This window comes from Pseudomonas sp. J380 (assembly GCF_009827115.1).
Taxonomy (GTDB): domain Bacteria; phylum Pseudomonadota; class Gammaproteobacteria; order Pseudomonadales; family Pseudomonadaceae; genus Aquipseudomonas; species Aquipseudomonas paracarnis.
Map to the genome: position 1 here is coordinate 4,977,284 of NZ_CP043060.1, position 15,606 is coordinate 4,992,889.

Here is a 15,606-nt window from a genome sequence, read left to right on the forward strand (position 1 = left end):
AGAGGGGGTTATTCGGCAGGCAACGCCAGGCGCTGGCCGGCCATCAACAGCGACAGACGGCTCAGGCTCATCCATGGCGAGCCGGCCGCCTGGCCCTTGATCTGTGCATCGATGCGCTGCGCTTCCAGCAACAGTTGCGCCCAGCGTTGCGCCGAGTGCCGTTGCAGGGCTTTGCTCATCAGGGGTTTGCGCTTGTCCCACACCGGTGGCCGGGCCTGGCTGAAGCATTTGTCCAGCGGTGTGCCCTGGCTGTATTGCAGCGCAATGTTCGCCAACACGCGCAGCTCACGGGCCAGGGCCCAGAGAATCACCGGGGGTTCCACCCCTTCGCCGCGCAGGCCTTCAAGCATGCGCAGGGCGTGGGCGGGCTCGCCGTTGAGGATGGCGTCCACCAGGCCGAACACATCAAAGCGCGCGCTATCGGCCACTGCGCCTTGCACGGTTTCGACGGTGATCTGCCCGTCTTCGGCCATCAGCTTGAGCTTTTCGATCTCCTGGGCGGCGGCAAGCAGGTTGCCCTCGACCCGAGCGGCGATCAGCTCCACGGCATCCTGTGTCGCAGCGAGACCTGATTGAGACAGGCGCTGACGAATCCACTGCGGCAACTGGTTGCTGTCCACCGGCCAGATCTGGATGAACTGAGTCTGTGGACCTTCAACCAGAGCCTTGCCCCACTTGGTTTTCTGCGCGCTGCCGTCGAGCTTGGGCAGGCTGACCAGCAACACGGTGTCTTCGGCGGGGCGCGAGCAGTATTCCATCAACGCCGCCGCGCCTTTATCGCCCGGCTTGCCCGAGGGCAGGCGCAGTTCCAGCAGGCGTTTCTCGGCAAACAGCGACATGCTCGCGCCAGCTTGCAGCAGGGTGCCCCAGTCGAAACTGGCGTCGGCGCTGAACACCTGGCGTTCATCGAAGCCTTGCTGGCGTGCGGCGGTGCGGATAGCGTCAGCTGCTTCCTGGCACAGCAGCGGGTCGTCGCCGCTGACGATGTACACAGGCGCAAGGCCACCTTGCAGGTGCTTGGCGAGTTGGGCGGGGGCAAGTTTCATAGGCGGGGCGAACGGGGCGCCAGGGGCGCCCCGTCTGGCTTACTCGACAGGGACTTCAACAGGCGACTGTTTCGGTGTGTTGTCTTCATATTCCTGCGCGGCTTTCAGGGCGTCGGCGTCAGCCTTGGCCTTGTTGTCGGCCACTTGCTGCAGCTCAGCCAGTTTTTCCGGGGTGAGCATTTGCAGGCGAGTCATCATGCGCTGGATCAGCTCACGACGCATTTCCTTGCGCACCTGGATGGTCTCGGAGTCCGAACCCACCAGGTTGTTGCCATCGTGGCTCACCACTTTCTGCACCTGGATCTTGTCACCCATCAACGGCAACTGATCACGGCCTTGTATTTCGAACATCAGCGCCGTGTTCAACTCGACGTCGGACGCACGGCCAGCACTGGCGTAGCTGATATTGCGCTGGGTTTCTCGCTCATCCGTCAGGATCAGTTTGTAGGTTGCGCCGTTGTACACGTGCACACCGCTGTTTTCCAGGGTCTGGCGCAGCTGGGTGACGGTTTCGCCGTAGGCGTTGCGGGCGCTGACGTCGAGTTCCTTGAGCGACAGCTCATTGGTGCCGGTGCCGCGCAGCTGGAAGCCGCAAGCGCTCAACAGCACGGCAAGGCCCATAACCAGCAGATTGCGTTTGATCATTTTGTTGCTCCCCTTGAAACCAGGTGGGCCTTATCGGGCCCTAAAGGTTTAGTTCGGCGCGGGGCCAAGCCCCGCGCCCGATCCGATTTAGCTGGCGACGATATTGACCAGTTTGCCGGGTACCACGATCACCTTGCGGATGGTCAGGCCTTCGGTAAAGCGCAGCACGTTCTCATTGATACGTGCAGCTGCTTCAACCTCTTCACGGCTGGCGCTGGCCGGCATGTCGATCTGGCCACGCAGTTTACCGTTAACCTGGATGACCAGTTGCAGCGTGTCCTGTACCAGGGCGCTGTCATCCTGCACCGGCCAGGCGGCATCGATGACGGCACCGCTGTGGCCCAGACGGCTCCACAGTTCATGGCTGATGTGCGGCGTGATCGGCGCGAGCAACAGGGTAACTGTTTCCAGGCCTTCCTGGATCAGCGCACGGTCTTGTTCGGTCGCCTGCGAGGCTTTTTCCAGCACGTTCATCAGCGTCATCACCTGGGCGATGGCGGTGTTGAATTTGTGGTTCTGGCCAACGTCCTGGCTGGCCTGGCGGATAGCCAGGTGGATGCTGCGGCGAACGGCTTTCTGCTCGTCGTTCAACGCGCCGATATCCAGCTTGCCCGGCAGGCCCTGGCTGACATGAGCGTGGGCCAGGCGCCAGACACGCTTGAGGAAACGGTGCGAGCCTTCGACGCCCGAGTCGGACCATTCGGCGCTCATGTCAGGCGGCGAGGCGAACATCATGAACAGGCGGCAGGTGTCGGCGCCGAACTGATCGATCATCGACTGTGGGTCGACGCCGTTGTTCTTGGACTTGGCCATCTTCTCGGTGCCACCGATTTCCACCGGCAGGCCGTCGGCTTTCAGCTTCGCGCTGATGACCTTGGCCTTGCTGTCACGCTCAAGCTCGACATCCGCCGGGTTGAACCAGGTGTAGGCGCCATTGGCTTCGCGGCGATAGTAAGTGTCGGCGATCACCATGCCCTGGGTCAGCAGGTTCTTGAATGGCTCATCGGAGCTCACCAGGCCTTCGTCACGCATCAGCTTGTGGAAGAAGCGCGCGTACAGCAGGTGGAGGATGGCGTGTTCGATGCCACCGATGTACTGATCCACTGGCAACCAATGGTCGGCTGCGGATTTCTCCACCAGGCCGCCTTCATAGTGCGGCGAGGCATAACGAGCGTAATACCACGAGGACTCGACGAAGGTGTCCATGGTGTCGGTTTCACGCTTGGCCGGCGCGCCGCATTTAGGGCAGCTGCACTCGTAGAACTCGGGCATGCGCGCCAACGGCGAGCCAGCACCATCCGGCACCACGTCTTCTGGCAGCACGACCGGCAGTTGGTCTTCCGGTACCGGCACGTCACCGCAGGCTTGGCAGTGGATGATCGGGATCGGGCAACCCCAGTAGCGCTGGCGGCTGATGCCCCAGTCACGCAGACGGAACTGGGTGCGCGAGGCACCGAGGTTTTTCTTGATCAGGGCTACTTCCATGGCGTCGAACGCGCCCTGGAAGTCCAGGCCGTCGAATTCGCCGGAGTTGATCAGCGTGCCGTGCTCGCCGTAGGCGTCTTGCCACGGAGCGGGGTTGGTATCACCCGAGCTAGTGCGCACGACCGGCTTGATAGGCAGGCTGTACTTGGTGGCGAATTCGAAATCGCGCTCGTCGTGGGCCGGCACGGCCATGACGGCGCCATCGCCGTAGTGCATCAATACGTAGTTGGCGACCCAAACCGGCAGTTTCTCGCCGGTCAACGGGTGCTCGACGAACAGGCCGGTCGGCAGGCCTTTTTTCTCCTGGGTGGCGACATCGGCTTCGGCCACGCTGCCGCCTTTGCATTCAGCGATGAACGCCTGCAGCTCAGGGTTGTTCTGTGCGGCCTGGGTGGCCAGCGGGTGTTCGGCGGCCACGGCGACGTAGGTCGCGCCCATCAGGGTGTCGGGGCGGGTGGTGAACACCTTGAGTGCGCCGGCTTCGCCGATGGAGTCGACGTTGTACGGGAACTGCACTTCCATGCCCTTGGATTTGCCGATCCAGTTGCGCTGCATGGTCTTGACCTGTTCAGGCCAGCCCGGCAGATCGTCAAGGCTCGACAACAGTTCATCCGCGTAGGCGGTGATCTTGAAGTAGTACATCGGGATTTCGCGCTTTTCGATCAGCGCGCCGGAACGCCAGCCGCGACCGTCGATGACCTGTTCGTTGGCCAGTACGGTCTGGTCGATCGGGTCCCAGTTCACGGTGCCGCTTTTTTTGTAGATCACACCTTTTTCGAACAGGCGCGTGAACAGCCATTGTTCCCAACGGTAGTAATCCGGCTTGCAGGTGGTGACCTCGCGGGACCAGTCCACCGCCAGGCCCAGGCTGCGCAGCTGGGTCTTCATGTAGGCGATGTTTTCGTAGGTCCACTTGGCGGGCGCCACGTTGTTTTTCATCGCGGCGTTTTCTGCCGGCATGCCGAAGGCGTCCCAACCCATGGGTTGCAGCACGTTCTTGCCGAGCATGCGCTGGTAGCGCGAAATCACGTCGCCGATGGTGTAGTTGCGCACGTGCCCCATGTGTAGCTTGCCGCTGGGGTAAGGGAACATCGATAGGCAGTAGTAAGTCTCCTTGCCTGGCTGTTCACTGACTTCAAAGGACTTTTGCTCGTCCCAGAAGGCTTGGGCGGCATTTTCTATTTCACGGGGCTGATATTGTTCGTGCATGGCTACTTTTGAACTGGATAGGGGTGGCCTAATCCTCTTCGGTGCACTGTCCGGGTTGTTCGACACCAAGAAGCGGCGCGTCCGTGCCCAAACCCTGCGGGAAGTGGAGTTACAGGAAGCGCCGTAGCATACATGACCCCACTCTATCGAGGGAAACCCTGATTGCGCGCCAAGGGCCGTCTGTCGCGGCACCGGGCAGGCGCAGCAACGGGGGCTACGCTGTTTAGTGGGGAGCAAGTATTTCTTCAATGAGGTGAGGGGATGGTTGAATCGCAGCGAACTTTAACGAAACCGCAGTTGTATGAAGGATTGATCGACCGTTTGGGTCGGGCATTGGACGCCGCAAGAACCGCAGGCCGATTGCGTGATGAACGGCCTCTGGAGCTGGAGTTGCGAGGCTTGAGCCTGGCGGAGCTTGAATTGATCAAGAACTATCTGGCGTTGAATCACGACCGCGCCTCCCATGGGCAGGCTTCCCCGCCTGCTCATTCGGCCAAGGTCATCTGGCTCAAAGACCTGGCGACCGGCCGCGGGCCAGAGAACTTCCGCTCCGTGCGGTGCAAGTGAGCCCCGCGTTATCCGTTAGCGTTATCAAAATGTTGTCGGTAAGGATTGTTGCAAAACCCCGATGCATCTAGGCTTCGGGCATCTTTGGAGATGCCCGATGCCTTTTCGTTATTTCATTAAACAACTGTTGTTGCCGCCCGGTATTTTTCTGCTGTTGTTGGCGTGTGCCTGGTGGTTTCGCCGCAGCCGTCCGCGCCTGGCGGGCTTGTGCTTTGCCCTGGGGCTGGGCGGAATGTGGTTGATCAGCCTGCCAGTGATGGTGCAATGGGGCGCCCGTGCCCTGGAGACAGAGCCGCCTTTGGCCCGGGAAGACTGGGCCACCCTGGCCCAGCGTGCCGATGCGATTGTGGTGCTGGGCTCGGGGCGCGAGCGTGGAGATATTGCGTGGGGCAGCGACCAACCCACCGGTATTGGCCTGGAACGTGAGCGTTTTGCCGCGCGGCTGGCGAAGGCATCCGGTTTGCCAGTGCTGACCAGCGGCGGCTTGCACTACGGCACGCCGCCCAGTGAGGCCGAGCTGATGGCCGTGTCGATGCAGGATGACTTCGGTGTCACCGTGCGCTGGAAAGAAGAGCGCAGCCGCACTACCTGGGAAAACGCCCAGATGAGCGCCGAGATTTTGTTGCCGCAAGGCATCAAGCGTGTAGTGGTAGTGACCCAGGCCTGGCACATGCCGCGTTCGGTGTGGAGTTTTGAAAAGGCCGGCTTCACCGTGGTGCCGGGGCCGGTGGGCTTTTTGGGTGTCGACCATGGCCGACCGCTGGGTGGCTGGATGCCGGAGGTCAAGGCGGTGTGGCAAAGCGGGCAGTTGATCAATGAAGCGGTGGGGCAGGTGGGGTATCGGTTGTTCTACCGATAGGTGCAACACAGGAGATCAAATGTAGGAGCTGGCTTGCCTGCGATGGCGGTGGGTCAGTGAGCACTCAGGGCACTGATACACCGCCATCGCAGGCAAGCCAGCTCCCACAGGTCAGACCGTTTTGGCCATCCGAGCCGCCAACAGCGCCCAGCCAAAGAGCAGCACACACACAATGATCAACGGCCACGAACGCCATTGCAGGTACGGCGTGAGGTTATGCATCGGCACCACCTCCCCATAGAGAATGCCACGCTCGAACTGCGGGATCTGCGCGGTGATCTGCCCAAACGGGTTGATCAGCCCGGTCACGCCGTTGTTGGTGGCGCGGATCATCCAGCGGCCAGCCTCCAGCGCACGCATTTGCGCCATTTGCAGGTGCTGTAGCGGGCCGATGGAGCGGCCGAACCAGGTGTCGTTGCTGATAGTCAGCAGCAGGTCGCTCTGGGCCGACAGGCCGGCGGCGAATTCGGGGTACACCACTTCATAGCAAATGAACGGCGCAATCTGATAACCCTTGGCCTGCAGCATGGCCTGGTCAGAAGGGCCGCGGGCGAAGTCCGACATGGGCAGGTCGAAGAAGGCAATCAGCCCGCGCAGCATGTCCTGCAGCGGAACGTACTCGCCAAACGGCACCAGTTTTTGCTTGAGGTAGGTGCCGTCGCCTTCGCCGACCACGGTGATGCCGTTGAAGTAGCGCTTCTGGTGGTGCACTTCCTGGCGAATCGGTACCCCAGTGATCAACGCGCTGTCCCGGTCGGCGGCAAACTTGCCCATCATGCCCAGGTAGCCCTCCACGGACTCCTTGAGCACCGGCACGGCAGTTTCCGGCCAGACCAGCAGGTCGACGCGCTTGGAACTCAGGCTCATGTCGCGGTACAGCGCCAACTGTGCATTGAGCTGGTCGGGGTCCCACTTCATGCTTTGCTCGACGTTGCCCTGAATCGCGGCCACGCTCAGGGGCGCGCCAGACGGCGACGTCCAGGCGTGATGCTTGAGCGCCAGGCCAATGGCCCAAGGTGCAACCAGCAATAACAGGCCCGCGCCGATGAAGGCATTGCGCTTGCTGGCCAGCAGGCGCGGCAGGTTGCACAGCAATGCGGCAGTGAGTGCGAGGGCGAAGGAAATCAGCCACATCCCACCCAATGGCGCGAGGCCGGTCAACGGCCCATCGAGTTGACTGTAACCGGAGTACAACCACGGGAAACCGGTAAGGAACCAGCCACGAAAGGCTTCCTGGCCGACCCACAACGCGGCGAACGTCAATGCATCCGCCAGTGGTGCTTCGTTACGGCGCAACCAGCGCGCCCATAGCCAGGCGGGCAGGGCAAAGAACCAGGCGATGGCGGCGGTGAACAGCAGCATCAGGAACCCCGCCAGCAGCACCGAAGCGCCGCCGAAGTGGTGGATGCTGTAGTAGATCCAACTGGTGCCGGCACCAAACAGGCCGAAGCCGAAACACCAGCCACGGCCCAGGGCCTGGCGGGGTGTCAGCTCCCGCAGGCCGATATAGAACAGGCCGACCGCTACCGGCGCCAACGGCCAGATATCGAACGGCGCCAGCGCCAGGGTTGTGATGGCGCCGGCCACCACGGCCAGCAAATTACCGGGCCAGCCGGGTGAGGTGAGACGGCGCATGTCAGTCCTTAGCGGGCGATGGGTGTCAGGCGGATCAGATGGATACGACGGCTATCAGCATTCAGGATGCGGAAGCGATAGGCGCCGATCTCGGTGGTTTCATTACGCTTGGGCAGGTGCCCGAACGCACTCATCACCAGGCCGCCGACGGTGTCGAACTCATCGTCCGAAAACTCGCTGTCGAAGAACTCGTTGAAGTTTTCGATGGGCGTCAGTGCCTTGATCAGGAAGTCACCGCTGGGCAGCGGCTTGATGTAGCTGTCTTCTTCGACGTCGTGCTCGTCTTCGATGTCACCGACGATCTGCTCCAGCACGTCCTCGATGGTGACCAGGCCGGCCACGCCGCCGTATTCGTCAATCACAATGGCCATGTGATTGTGGTTGGCGCGGAACTCGCGCAGCAGCACATTCAGGCGCTTGGACTCCGGCACGAAGGTGGCCGGGCGCAGCAGGTCCTTGATGTTGAAGCTGTCGCCATTTTCCTTGAGGATCAACGGCAGCAGGTCCTTGGCCAGCAGGACACCCATGACGTCGTCATGGCTTTCACCGATCACCGGGTAGCGCGAATGCGCCGAGTCGATCACGGCCGGGAGGAATTCCCGTGGGGTCTGGGTCGCCTTGATGCTGATCATCTGCGAGCGCGGGACCATGATGTCACGTACTTGCAGGTCAGCCACCTGAATGGCGCCCTCGACGATGGCCAGCGCTTCGCTGTCCAGCAACTTGTTCTGGTGTGCGTCGCGCAGCAGCTCCAAGAGCTCCTGGCGGTTTTTCGGCTCGTGGGCAAAAGCCTGGGTCAGTTTACCCAGCCATGACTTCTGCCCGTTGCTCGATCGGTCTTCGCTCATAGCGATTACTCTAAATCCTTTGATATGACAGTTGAGTGTTGATCAGCTTTCGTCGTCTGCATATGGGTCGCGGTGACCCAGTTCTGCAAGCAACGTTCGTTCCAGTGCTTCCATTTCCTCGGCTTCGTCATCGTCTATATGGTCGTAACCCAAGAGATGCAAGCAGCCGTGGATGACTAGATGGGCCCAATGGGCCTCAAGTTCCTTGCCTTGTTCCGCCGCTTCTCGCTCGACCACCGCGACGCAGATCACCAGGTCGCCCAACAGCGGGATATCCAGCAATTCGTCGGGCACGTCGGCGGGGAAGGACAGCACGTTGGTCGCGTAGTCTTTCTGGCGCCAGGTGTGGTTCAGCTCACGGCCTTCGGCCTCGTCCACCAGACGAATGGTCAGCTCCGAGTCAGCGGTGCGCTGGCGCAAAGCCAGTTCACACCATTGGCGGAACTGGGCTTCGCTGGGGGCGGGCGCGTCGGTGGCCAGTTGCAGATCTAGCTCAAGCATCGTGGCGAGCGTCCTTGGCGGGCGCGTCGTCGCGGTGTTCGAAACGCTCATAAGCTTCGACAATGCGCTGCACCAGCGGGTGGCGCACCACGTCCTTGGGCATGAAGTGCGTGAAGCTGATACCCGGCACGTCCTTGAGCACCTCGATCACCTGGCCCAGGCCCGACTTGGTGCCCTTGGGCAGGTCGACCTGGGTGATGTCGCCCGTGATCACGGCAGTGGAGCCGAAACCGATACGGGTGAGGAACATCTTCATCTGCTCGACGGTGGTGTTCTGGCTTTCGTCGAGAATGATGAAGCTGTTGTTGAGCGTACGGCCACGCATGTAGGCCAGCGGGGCGATCTCGATCACCTGGCGCTCGATCAGCTTGGCCACGTATTCAAAACCGAGCATCTCGTACAGCGCATCGTAGAGCGGGCGCAGGTACGGGTCGATCTTCTGGGCCAGGTCGCCGGGCAGGAAACCGAGCTTTTCGCCGGCCTCGACCGCTGGGCGCACCAGCAGGATGCGCCGCACTTGCTCGCGCTCCAGGGCGTCGACGGCGCAGGCCACCGCGAGGTAGGTCTTGCCGGTACCGGCCGGGCCGATGCCGAAGTTGATGTCGTTGCCCAGGATTTCCTTGACGTACTTCTGCTGATTCAAGCCGCGTGGGCGAATCATGCCTTTTTTGGTACGCAAGGCTACGCTGGCTTCGGCCACCGGGTTATTGGCCAGGTCTTCCACAGCCGACTCCTGCAGGTACAGGTGCACGGTCTCCGGCGACAGCTCGCTACCCTTGGTTTCGCGGTAGAGACGGCGCAGCAGGTTTTCTGCAGACGTGGTGTGTTGGGGTTCACCAATGAGCTCGAACTGATTGCCGCGGTTGCGGATCTCGATGCTCAGGCGTTGTTCGATCAGGCGCAGGTGCTCGTCGAACTGTCCGCACAGGTTGGCGAAACGGCGAGCCTCAAAAGGCTCGAGGATAAAACGATGGGGTTCTGCTATGGGTGCGTTCAAGGTTGCTTTTAGCCGCCCTTTGGCTGATGAGGTGAGAGAGAGAATAACGCCAGGCGCTGGTGTGCGAAAGCACTTAAATAGCCTGGCCCCACTCTCGATAACCCTGAAGAACCCCTGTGGGAGCTGGCTTGCCTGCGATAGCGGTGGGTCAGTTGGCACATTGGGCACTGATACATCGCTATCGCAGGCAAGCCAGCTCCCACATTTTGATCTTCATCCGGTCAGCGAGATCAGTTGATCAACGAGCCGCGCAACGAGTGTGGCTGCGCCGCATCAATGTGCACATCGGCAAACTGGCCGATCAGCGTGGGATTGTCGCAGCGGAAGTTGACGATTCGGTTGTTCTCGGTACGACCCTGCAATTCACCCGGGTCTTTCTTCGAATAATCGGTCACCAGAATGCGCTGGATCGAACCGACCATTTGTCGGCTGATTTCGAAGCCCTGCTGATTGAGGCGATGTTGCAGCGCGTTCAAACGCTCTTTTTTCAACGCCTCCGGGGTTTCATCCAGCAGGTCGGCAGCCGGGGTGCCAGGGCGCTGGCTGTAGACGAACGAGTAGGAGAAGTCGAAACCGACGTCTTCAATCAGCTTCATGGTCTGCTGGAAATCTTTCTCGGTTTCGCCCGGGAAGCCGACGATAAAGTCCGAGCTGATGCAAATGCCTGGCACGGCGGCGCGCAGCTTGCGCAGTTTGGATTTGTATTCCAGTGCGGTGTGGTTGCGCTTCATCGCCGAGAGAATGCGGTCCGAACCCGATTGCACCGGCAAGTGCAGGTGCTTGACTAGCTCTGGTACTTCGGCGTGGGCCTGGATCAGGCTGTCGGAGAACTCCAGCGGGTGCGAGGTGGTGTAGCGGATGCGCTCGATGCCATCGACGGCGGCGACCACGCGGATCAATTCCGCCAGGTCGGCCAGGCGGCCGTCATCGGTCTGGCCACGGTAGCCGTTGACGTTCTGGCCCAGCAGGGTGACTTCGCGCACGCCGTTTTCAGCCAGGTGGATGATTTCCGACAGCACATCGTCAAACGGCCGGCTGACTTCTTCGCCACGGGTGTAAGGCACTACGCAGAAGGTGCAGTACTTGCTGCAGCCCTCCATCACCGACACATAGGCGCTCGGCCCATCGATGCGCGGTTCGGGCAGATGGTCGAATTTTTCGATTTCGGGGAACGACACGTCGACTTGCGGCAGCTTGGTGATGCGTGCGGCGTCGATCATCTCTGGCAGACGGTGCAGGGTTTGCGGGCCGAATACCACATCGACATAGGGCGCACGGTCGCGGATCGCGGCGCCTTCCTGGCTGGCCACGCAACCGCCGACGGCGATCACCATGTCCGGGTTGGCCAGTTTCAATTCGCGCCAGCGGCCCAGCTGCGAATACACACGGTCCTGGGCCCGCTCGCGGATCGAGCAGGTATTGAGCAGGATCACGTCGGCATCTTCGGCGCGGGCAGTGACTTCCAGGGCCTGGTGTTCGCCCAGCAAGTCGACCATGCGCGAGCTGTCGTACTCGTTCATCTGGCAACCGTGGGTTTCGATGTAAAGCTTCTTGGCCATGGGAATCGTCAACTGGTGGTAAAGAACCGCGCATTATAGGGGGCATGCCCATTGGTTCCTAGCGCTGTGCATCGGGTGCCATGCTATAGTTCGCGCCCTCTTTTATATCCCCATGTGTTGTTCGCCCACCATGACCAAACGTGAAGCTCCAATCTATAAGGTGATTTTCCTCAACCAGGGCCAGGTGTTCGAAATGTACGCCAAGCAGATCTATCAAAGTGATCTGTGGGGCTTCCTGGAGGTGGAAGAGTTCGTCTTTGGCGAGCGCACCCAGTTGGTGGTCGATCCGGGCGAAGAAAAGCTCAAGGCCCAGTTCGAAGGTGTGGTGCGCAGCTTTGTGCCCATGCATTCGATTGTGCGCATCGATGAAGTCGAGCGCTTGGGGACGCCGAAGATCAGTGAAGCTCGGGGCATGAGCAATGTGATGCCGTTTCCGATGCCGATGCCTGAGAAGTAGGGCTTTAGACCGAGGGGGGGTCTATCGCAGGCAAGCCAGCTCCCACACTCGACCGCGTTTCAATGCTGGAATGCAGTCACTGTGGGAGCTGGCTTGCCTGCGATAGCGATGTAAGGTCTACAAAAAATCAGGGAAGGGGTGAGAACGGCGAACGCCCATCAGCACTCTGCAATTCCTGCAGGTAGTTGCGGAAAATCTGCCCTAGCACCTGGGTCGCCACTTCCAGTTCATCGCGCTGCATGTGCTCGGCGACTTCGTCGGCGGTGTCCAGTGCGTCTTCGGCGCCATTGACCGCGGCCATTTTCAGCACGATGTACGCCTGAACGTTGTTGGCCGGCACGCCTTCGCCTTTGAAGAACATGTTGCCCAACTGGTATTGCGCCTGGGCGTGGCCCTGCAACGAGGCTTTCTCGAAGTAGCTCAACGCTTTGTTGAGGTCAACGGCCGGGTTCTTGCTGTCGTGGTAGTACTCGCCCAACTCGTATTGTGCTTGCGCATCCCCTTCCTCGGCCTGTTTCTGGCACGCGCTCAGGGCTTCGGCCTGGCTCTCTGGCTGGGTATTGAGGGTGCAACGACCCATCGCTGGGATTAACAACGAGTTGCCGCCGGCCTGGGCATGTGCCAGTAGCGGTTGAAGGAGCAACAGGCAGCCCAGAACCAGGGTGCGGCCGGTGCGTTTCATGGGAATCGACTTACCTCTGACGGGGCGCGCGGACCCTCGAGGGAGTCCAATAAGAGCGCATTATGAAATAAGCAGGCCTCTGCTTACAAAGTCTTTACTCGTTTTTCTGCTGCTTGGGCAAGTTATCTGCCGGATTGCAGGGCAATTCTCGAAAAAACCAGGAATTCTCTGTAAGCAAAGTAGCAAATCTGACGCTGCCAGGGGCAACGTCAGAGGTTGCCGTCACTTATTTCAGGGCCGCGAACGCGCGCTCGGCAGCATCCAGCGTCAATTTCAGTTCGGCTTCGCCATGGGCGATCGAAGTGAAGCCGGCTTCAAAGGCGCTCGGTGCCAGGTATACGCCGCCTTCGAGCATCAGGTGGAAGAAGCGCTTGAACAGCTCGGCATCGCTGCCCATCACGTCATCGAAGGTGACGATATCGTCGGCGCCGCTGAAGTACAGGCCGAACATGCCACCGGCCTGGGTGGTCACAAACGGGATGCCGGCGGCGTCGGCGCGTTGTTGCAGACCGTCGAGCAGGCGCGTGGTGTAGTCGGTCAGCTCGGCGTGGAAGCCCGGGCGGCTGATCAGGCGCAGGGTGGTCAGGCCGGCGGCCATGGCCAGCGGGTTACCCGACAAGGTGCCTGCCTGGTATACCGGGCCGAGCGGGGCGATGTGTTGCATGATCTCGCGCTTGCCGCCGAAGCAGCCTACCGGCATGCCGCCGCCGATGATCTTGCCGAAGGTGCTCAGATCTGGCGTAACGCCGTAGTAAGCCTGGGCGCCACCGAGGGCGACCCGGAAACCGGTCATCACTTCGTCAAAAATCAGCACCACGCCATGCTTGTCGCACTGCTCGCGCAGGCCCTCAAGGAAACCCGGGGCCGGTGGAACGCAGTTCATGTTGCCGGCGACTGGCTCAACGATGATGCAGGCAACGTCCTGGCCGACTTCGCTGAGCATCTGCTCGACGGCCGCGATGTCGTTGAACGGCAAGGTCAGGGTGTGCTTGGCGAACGCCGCAGGTACGCCAGCGGAATTGGGTACGCCTTGGGTCAGCGCGCCGGAGCCGGCTTTTACCAGCAGGCTGTCGGAGTGCCCGTGGTAGCAACCTTCGAACTTGATGATGTTGTCGCGGCCGGTGAAACCACGGGCCAGGCGGATCGCGCTCATGGTGGCTTCGGTGCCGGAGCTGACCATGCGCACCATTTCCATCGACGGCACGATCGAGCAGACCAGGTCGGCCATCTCGGTTTCCATCGCGGTCGGGGCGCCGTAGGACAAGCCGTGCTGCAGTTGCTGGCGCACCGCGTCCAGCACGTCCGGATGGCTGTGGCCGAGGATCATCGGGCCCCAGGAGCCGACATAGTCGACATAGCGCTTGTCGTCTTCATCGGTGACGTAGGCGCCTTCGGCATGCTTGAAGAACAACGGCGTGCCGCCCACGCTCTTGAACGCACGCACGGGGGAGTTCACACCGCCGGGGATGTGTTTCTGGGCGTTGGCAAACAGGGTTTCGGAACGGGACATGATCGGGCTCTCTAAACTGAAGATTTAAGAAGGTCGTTGAATGCACGGGCGCGGCGGGTGACTTCCTGGGTGCTGTCGGCACCGAACAGGCCATGGACCACGGCGAGCAGGTCAGCCCCGTGGGCCACCAGCGGCTCGGCGTTTTCCAGGGTGACGCCGCCGATTACGCAGATCGGCAGGTGCAGGCGCTTGCGGGCCTGGGCCAGCATGTCAACGGTGGCGGCGGGTGCGCCGGGTTTGGTCGTGGAATTGAAGAAGCGGCCGAAGGCGACGTAGCTGGCGCCTTCTTTGGCGGCCTGTTCGGCCAGTTCGATCTGGCTGTGACAGGTGGCGCCGATGATCGCCTTGGCGCCGAGCAGTGCCCGGGCCGAGGTAAGCGGGCCGTCGGTCTGGCCCAGATGTACGCCGACGCCCAGGCGCGCGGCCAGTTCGGCATCGTCGTTGATGATCAATTGAGTCTTGTAGCGCGAGCACAGTTCATAGAGCTTTTCGGCTTCACGCAGGCGCCGTGCCTCGTCGCTGCTTTTGTCGCGGTACTGCAACAGGGTGACGCCACCGTCCAGCGCCGCCTCGACGTAGGCGAGGAATTTGCCGGCCAACAGTTGGCTGTCGGTAATGGCGTAAAGGCCGCGTAGTTTCATCGGGCAAACCCCTTGCTGACGAGCGATAAGTTACGAGCAGAAATCCAGCGGCAATCGACGCGGCACGAACTGGCCCTGGCCGAGTTGTTCGGCATCACGCAGGGTACGCCACGTGTAGTTGAGAGCCGTTTGCACGGCGCTGGCCAAACCTTCGCCTTGGGCAATGCGCCCGGCCAGCGCACTGGCCAAGGTGCAACCCGAGCCGTGATAACTGCCGGGCAAGCGCTGGCAGGTAAAGGTCTGGCGCGTGCCGTCGCGGCTGTACAGGCGGTTGTGCACTTCGTGCTCGTCGCCATGGCCGCCGGTGATCAGCAGGTGCTTGATGTACGGCAACAGCTTCTCGGCGCAGTCGTCGGCGCTGCCGTCGGGCAGTTCCGCGAGGATGCGCGCTTCGGGCAGGTTGGGGGTGGCGATCAATGACAAGGGCAGCAGCCGCTCGCGCATTGCATAACCGACCTCGTCCTTGCCCAGGCTACCGCCGCCGCCGGCGCGCAGCACCGGGTCGCAGACCACCGGCAAATGCGGGTGCGCCTGCAGCAGTTCGACCACGGTGTCGACCATCGCAGTGGAGCCGAGCATGCCCAGCTTGACCGACGCGACTTCAGAGTCGCCGAGCACGGCATTGGCCTGGGCCAGTACCCACTCACGGTCAAGCACGCGGAAGTCACTGACATTGACGGTGTTCTGCACGGTCAGCGCGGTGACGGCCGGGGCCGCGTGGCAACCCTGGGCGAGCAGGGCTTCGATATCTGCCTGCAGGCCGGCGCCACCACTGGGGTCGTGGCCGGAGAGACAGAGGACAACGGGGCGAGAACTGTAGATATTCATGGTGCGCGAGCTTACCACCAAACGCTTTTTGCGTGGCTGCCTGGCGATGGCAGAAGTTTGCTGTTGCAGCGTCGCTTTGCGTGGCCGAACGCTGCAACGCAGCGGTCTGAAAGCATTGCGCTAGAGCTGTTCTAAAA

General features: G+C 61.4%; 15 protein-coding genes. 3 read left to right on the top strand and 12 right to left on the bottom strand.

Features of this window, described 5'->3' with window-relative positions; genetic code table 11:
• Nucleotides 1-8 precede the first annotated feature (8 nt).
• The 3 genes from holA to leuS form a co-directional block, all read right to left on the bottom strand.
• Entirely contained in the window at nt 9-1,046 is a 1,038-nt protein-coding gene (gene holA / locus FXO12_RS22765) for a DNA polymerase III subunit delta (RefSeq protein ID WP_003194456.1), read from the bottom strand.
• Nucleotides 1,047-1,085: 39 nt separating this feature from the next.
• Entirely contained in the window at nt 1,086-1,691 is a 606-nt protein-coding gene (lptE, locus tag FXO12_RS22770; RefSeq protein ID WP_014720078.1) for an LPS assembly lipoprotein LptE, read from the bottom strand.
• An 87-nt stretch (nt 1,692-1,778) separates the two neighbouring features.
• On the bottom strand, nt 1,779-4,385 hold the full coding sequence (gene leuS / locus FXO12_RS22775) for a leucine--tRNA ligase (protein ID WP_160049760.1): 2,607 nt from the start codon (nt 4,383-4,385) through the stop codon (nt 1,779-1,781).
• A 261-nt stretch (nt 4,386-4,646) separates the two neighbouring features.
• Here leuS and FXO12_RS22780 point away from each other — a divergent pair, with 261 nt between their 5' ends.
• Together FXO12_RS22780 and FXO12_RS22785 are read left to right on the top strand one after the other, a co-directional pair.
• On the top strand, nt 4,647-4,952 hold the full coding sequence (locus FXO12_RS22780; RefSeq protein ID WP_034126911.1) for a hypothetical protein: 306 nt from the start codon (nt 4,647-4,649) through the stop codon (nt 4,950-4,952).
• 97 nt (nt 4,953-5,049) lie between these two features.
• Entirely contained in the window at nt 5,050-5,811 is a 762-nt protein-coding gene (locus FXO12_RS22785; RefSeq protein WP_034126912.1) for a YdcF family protein, read from the top strand.
• A 111-nt stretch (nt 5,812-5,922) separates the two neighbouring features.
• Here the strand turns inward: FXO12_RS22785 and lnt are convergent, their stop codons facing one another.
• The 5 genes from lnt to miaB all read right to left on the bottom strand — a co-directional run bounded on the left by lnt (nt 5,923) and on the right by miaB (nt 11,351).
• Nucleotides 5,923-7,446: an apolipoprotein N-acyltransferase gene (gene lnt / locus FXO12_RS22790; protein ID WP_057975546.1), complete on the bottom strand. Its 1,524-nt coding sequence runs from the start codon at nt 7,444-7,446 to the stop codon at nt 5,923-5,925.
• Nucleotides 7,447-7,454: 8 nt separating this feature from the next.
• Nucleotides 7,455-8,294: an HlyC/CorC family transporter gene (locus FXO12_RS22795; protein WP_003194444.1), complete on the bottom strand. Its 840-nt coding sequence runs from the start codon at nt 8,292-8,294 to the stop codon at nt 7,455-7,457.
• 42 nt (nt 8,295-8,336) lie between these two features.
• Nucleotides 8,337-8,795: an rRNA maturation RNase YbeY gene (gene ybeY, locus FXO12_RS22800; RefSeq protein WP_003194442.1), complete on the bottom strand. Its 459-nt coding sequence runs from the start codon at nt 8,793-8,795 to the stop codon at nt 8,337-8,339.
• Nucleotides 8,788-9,792: a PhoH family protein gene (locus FXO12_RS22805; protein WP_019818064.1), complete on the bottom strand. Its 1,005-nt coding sequence runs from the start codon at nt 9,790-9,792 to the stop codon at nt 8,788-8,790. Before FXO12_RS22805 ends, ybeY begins: the two co-directional genes overlap by 8 nt.
• Before the next feature lie 230 nt (nt 9,793-10,022).
• Entirely contained in the window at nt 10,023-11,351 is a 1,329-nt protein-coding gene (miaB, locus tag FXO12_RS22810) for a tRNA (N6-isopentenyl adenosine(37)-C2)-methylthiotransferase MiaB (protein WP_014720071.1), read from the bottom strand.
• Between the two features lie 130 nt (nt 11,352-11,481).
• Here miaB and FXO12_RS22815 point away from each other — a divergent pair, with 130 nt between their 5' ends.
• The gene (locus tag FXO12_RS22815) at nt 11,482-11,808 is read left to right on the top strand and encodes a DUF1820 family protein (protein WP_003215457.1); all 327 of its coding nucleotides are present in this window, start codon (nt 11,482-11,484) and stop codon (nt 11,806-11,808) included.
• A 127-nt stretch (nt 11,809-11,935) separates the two neighbouring features.
• Here FXO12_RS22815 and FXO12_RS22820 read toward each other — a convergent pair whose 3' ends face one another.
• From FXO12_RS22820 to FXO12_RS22835, 4 genes are all read right to left on the bottom strand, one after another.
• Nucleotides 11,936-12,490: a tetratricopeptide repeat protein gene (locus FXO12_RS22820; RefSeq protein WP_034126914.1), complete on the bottom strand. Its 555-nt coding sequence runs from the start codon at nt 12,488-12,490 to the stop codon at nt 11,936-11,938.
• 226 nt (nt 12,491-12,716) lie between these two features.
• The gene (hemL, locus tag FXO12_RS22825) at nt 12,717-14,000 is read right to left on the bottom strand and encodes a glutamate-1-semialdehyde 2,1-aminomutase (RefSeq protein WP_032895176.1); all 1,284 of its coding nucleotides are present in this window, start codon (nt 13,998-14,000) and stop codon (nt 12,717-12,719) included.
• 11 nt (nt 14,001-14,011) lie between these two features.
• Nucleotides 14,012-14,641, bottom strand: coding sequence for a thiamine phosphate synthase (thiE, locus tag FXO12_RS22830; protein WP_014720063.1), 630 nt, complete (start codon nt 14,639-14,641; stop codon nt 14,012-14,014).
• A 30-nt stretch (nt 14,642-14,671) separates the two neighbouring features.
• Nucleotides 14,672-15,469 (bottom strand): hydroxymethylpyrimidine/phosphomethylpyrimidine kinase, encoded by a 798-nt coding sequence (locus tag FXO12_RS22835; RefSeq protein WP_054896183.1) that lies wholly within the window; start codon nt 15,467-15,469, stop codon nt 14,672-14,674.
• Nucleotides 15,470-15,606: the final 137 nt, after the last annotated feature.

Coding starts and splice junctions, on each gene's coding strand:
- holA (WP_003194456.1), bottom strand. CDS start 1,046: ATGAAACTTGCCCCCGCCCAACTCGCCAAGCACCTGCAAGGTGGCCTT.
- lptE (WP_014720078.1), bottom strand. CDS start 1,691: ATGATCAAACGCAATCTGCTGGTTATGGGCCTTGCCGTGCTGTTGAGC.
- leuS (WP_160049760.1), bottom strand. CDS start 4,385: ATGCACGAACAATATCAGCCCCGTGAAATAGAAAATGCCGCCCAAGCC.
- FXO12_RS22780 (WP_034126911.1), top strand. CDS start 4,647: ATGGTTGAATCGCAGCGAACTTTAACGAAACCGCAGTTGTATGAAGGA.
- FXO12_RS22785 (WP_034126912.1), top strand. CDS start 5,050: ATGCCTTTTCGTTATTTCATTAAACAACTGTTGTTGCCGCCCGGTATT.
- lnt (WP_057975546.1), bottom strand. CDS start 7,446: ATGCGCCGTCTCACCTCACCCGGCTGGCCCGGTAATTTGCTGGCCGTG.
- FXO12_RS22795 (WP_003194444.1), bottom strand. CDS start 8,294: ATGAGCGAAGACCGATCGAGCAACGGGCAGAAGTCATGGCTGGGTAAA.
- ybeY (WP_003194442.1), bottom strand. CDS start 8,795: ATGCTTGAGCTAGATCTGCAACTGGCCACCGACGCGCCCGCCCCCAGC.
- miaB (WP_014720071.1), bottom strand. CDS start 11,351: ATGGCCAAGAAGCTTTACATCGAAACCCACGGTTGCCAGATGAACGAG.
- FXO12_RS22815 (WP_003215457.1), top strand. CDS start 11,482: ATGACCAAACGTGAAGCTCCAATCTATAAGGTGATTTTCCTCAACCAG.
- FXO12_RS22820 (WP_034126914.1), bottom strand. CDS start 12,490: ATGAAACGCACCGGCCGCACCCTGGTTCTGGGCTGCCTGTTGCTCCTT.
- hemL (WP_032895176.1), bottom strand. CDS start 14,000: ATGTCCCGTTCCGAAACCCTGTTTGCCAACGCCCAGAAACACATCCCC.
- thiE (WP_014720063.1), bottom strand. CDS start 14,641: ATGAAACTACGCGGCCTTTACGCCATTACCGACAGCCAACTGTTGGCC.
- FXO12_RS22835 (WP_054896183.1), bottom strand. CDS start 15,469: ATGAATATCTACAGTTCTCGCCCCGTTGTCCTCTGTCTCTCCGGCCAC.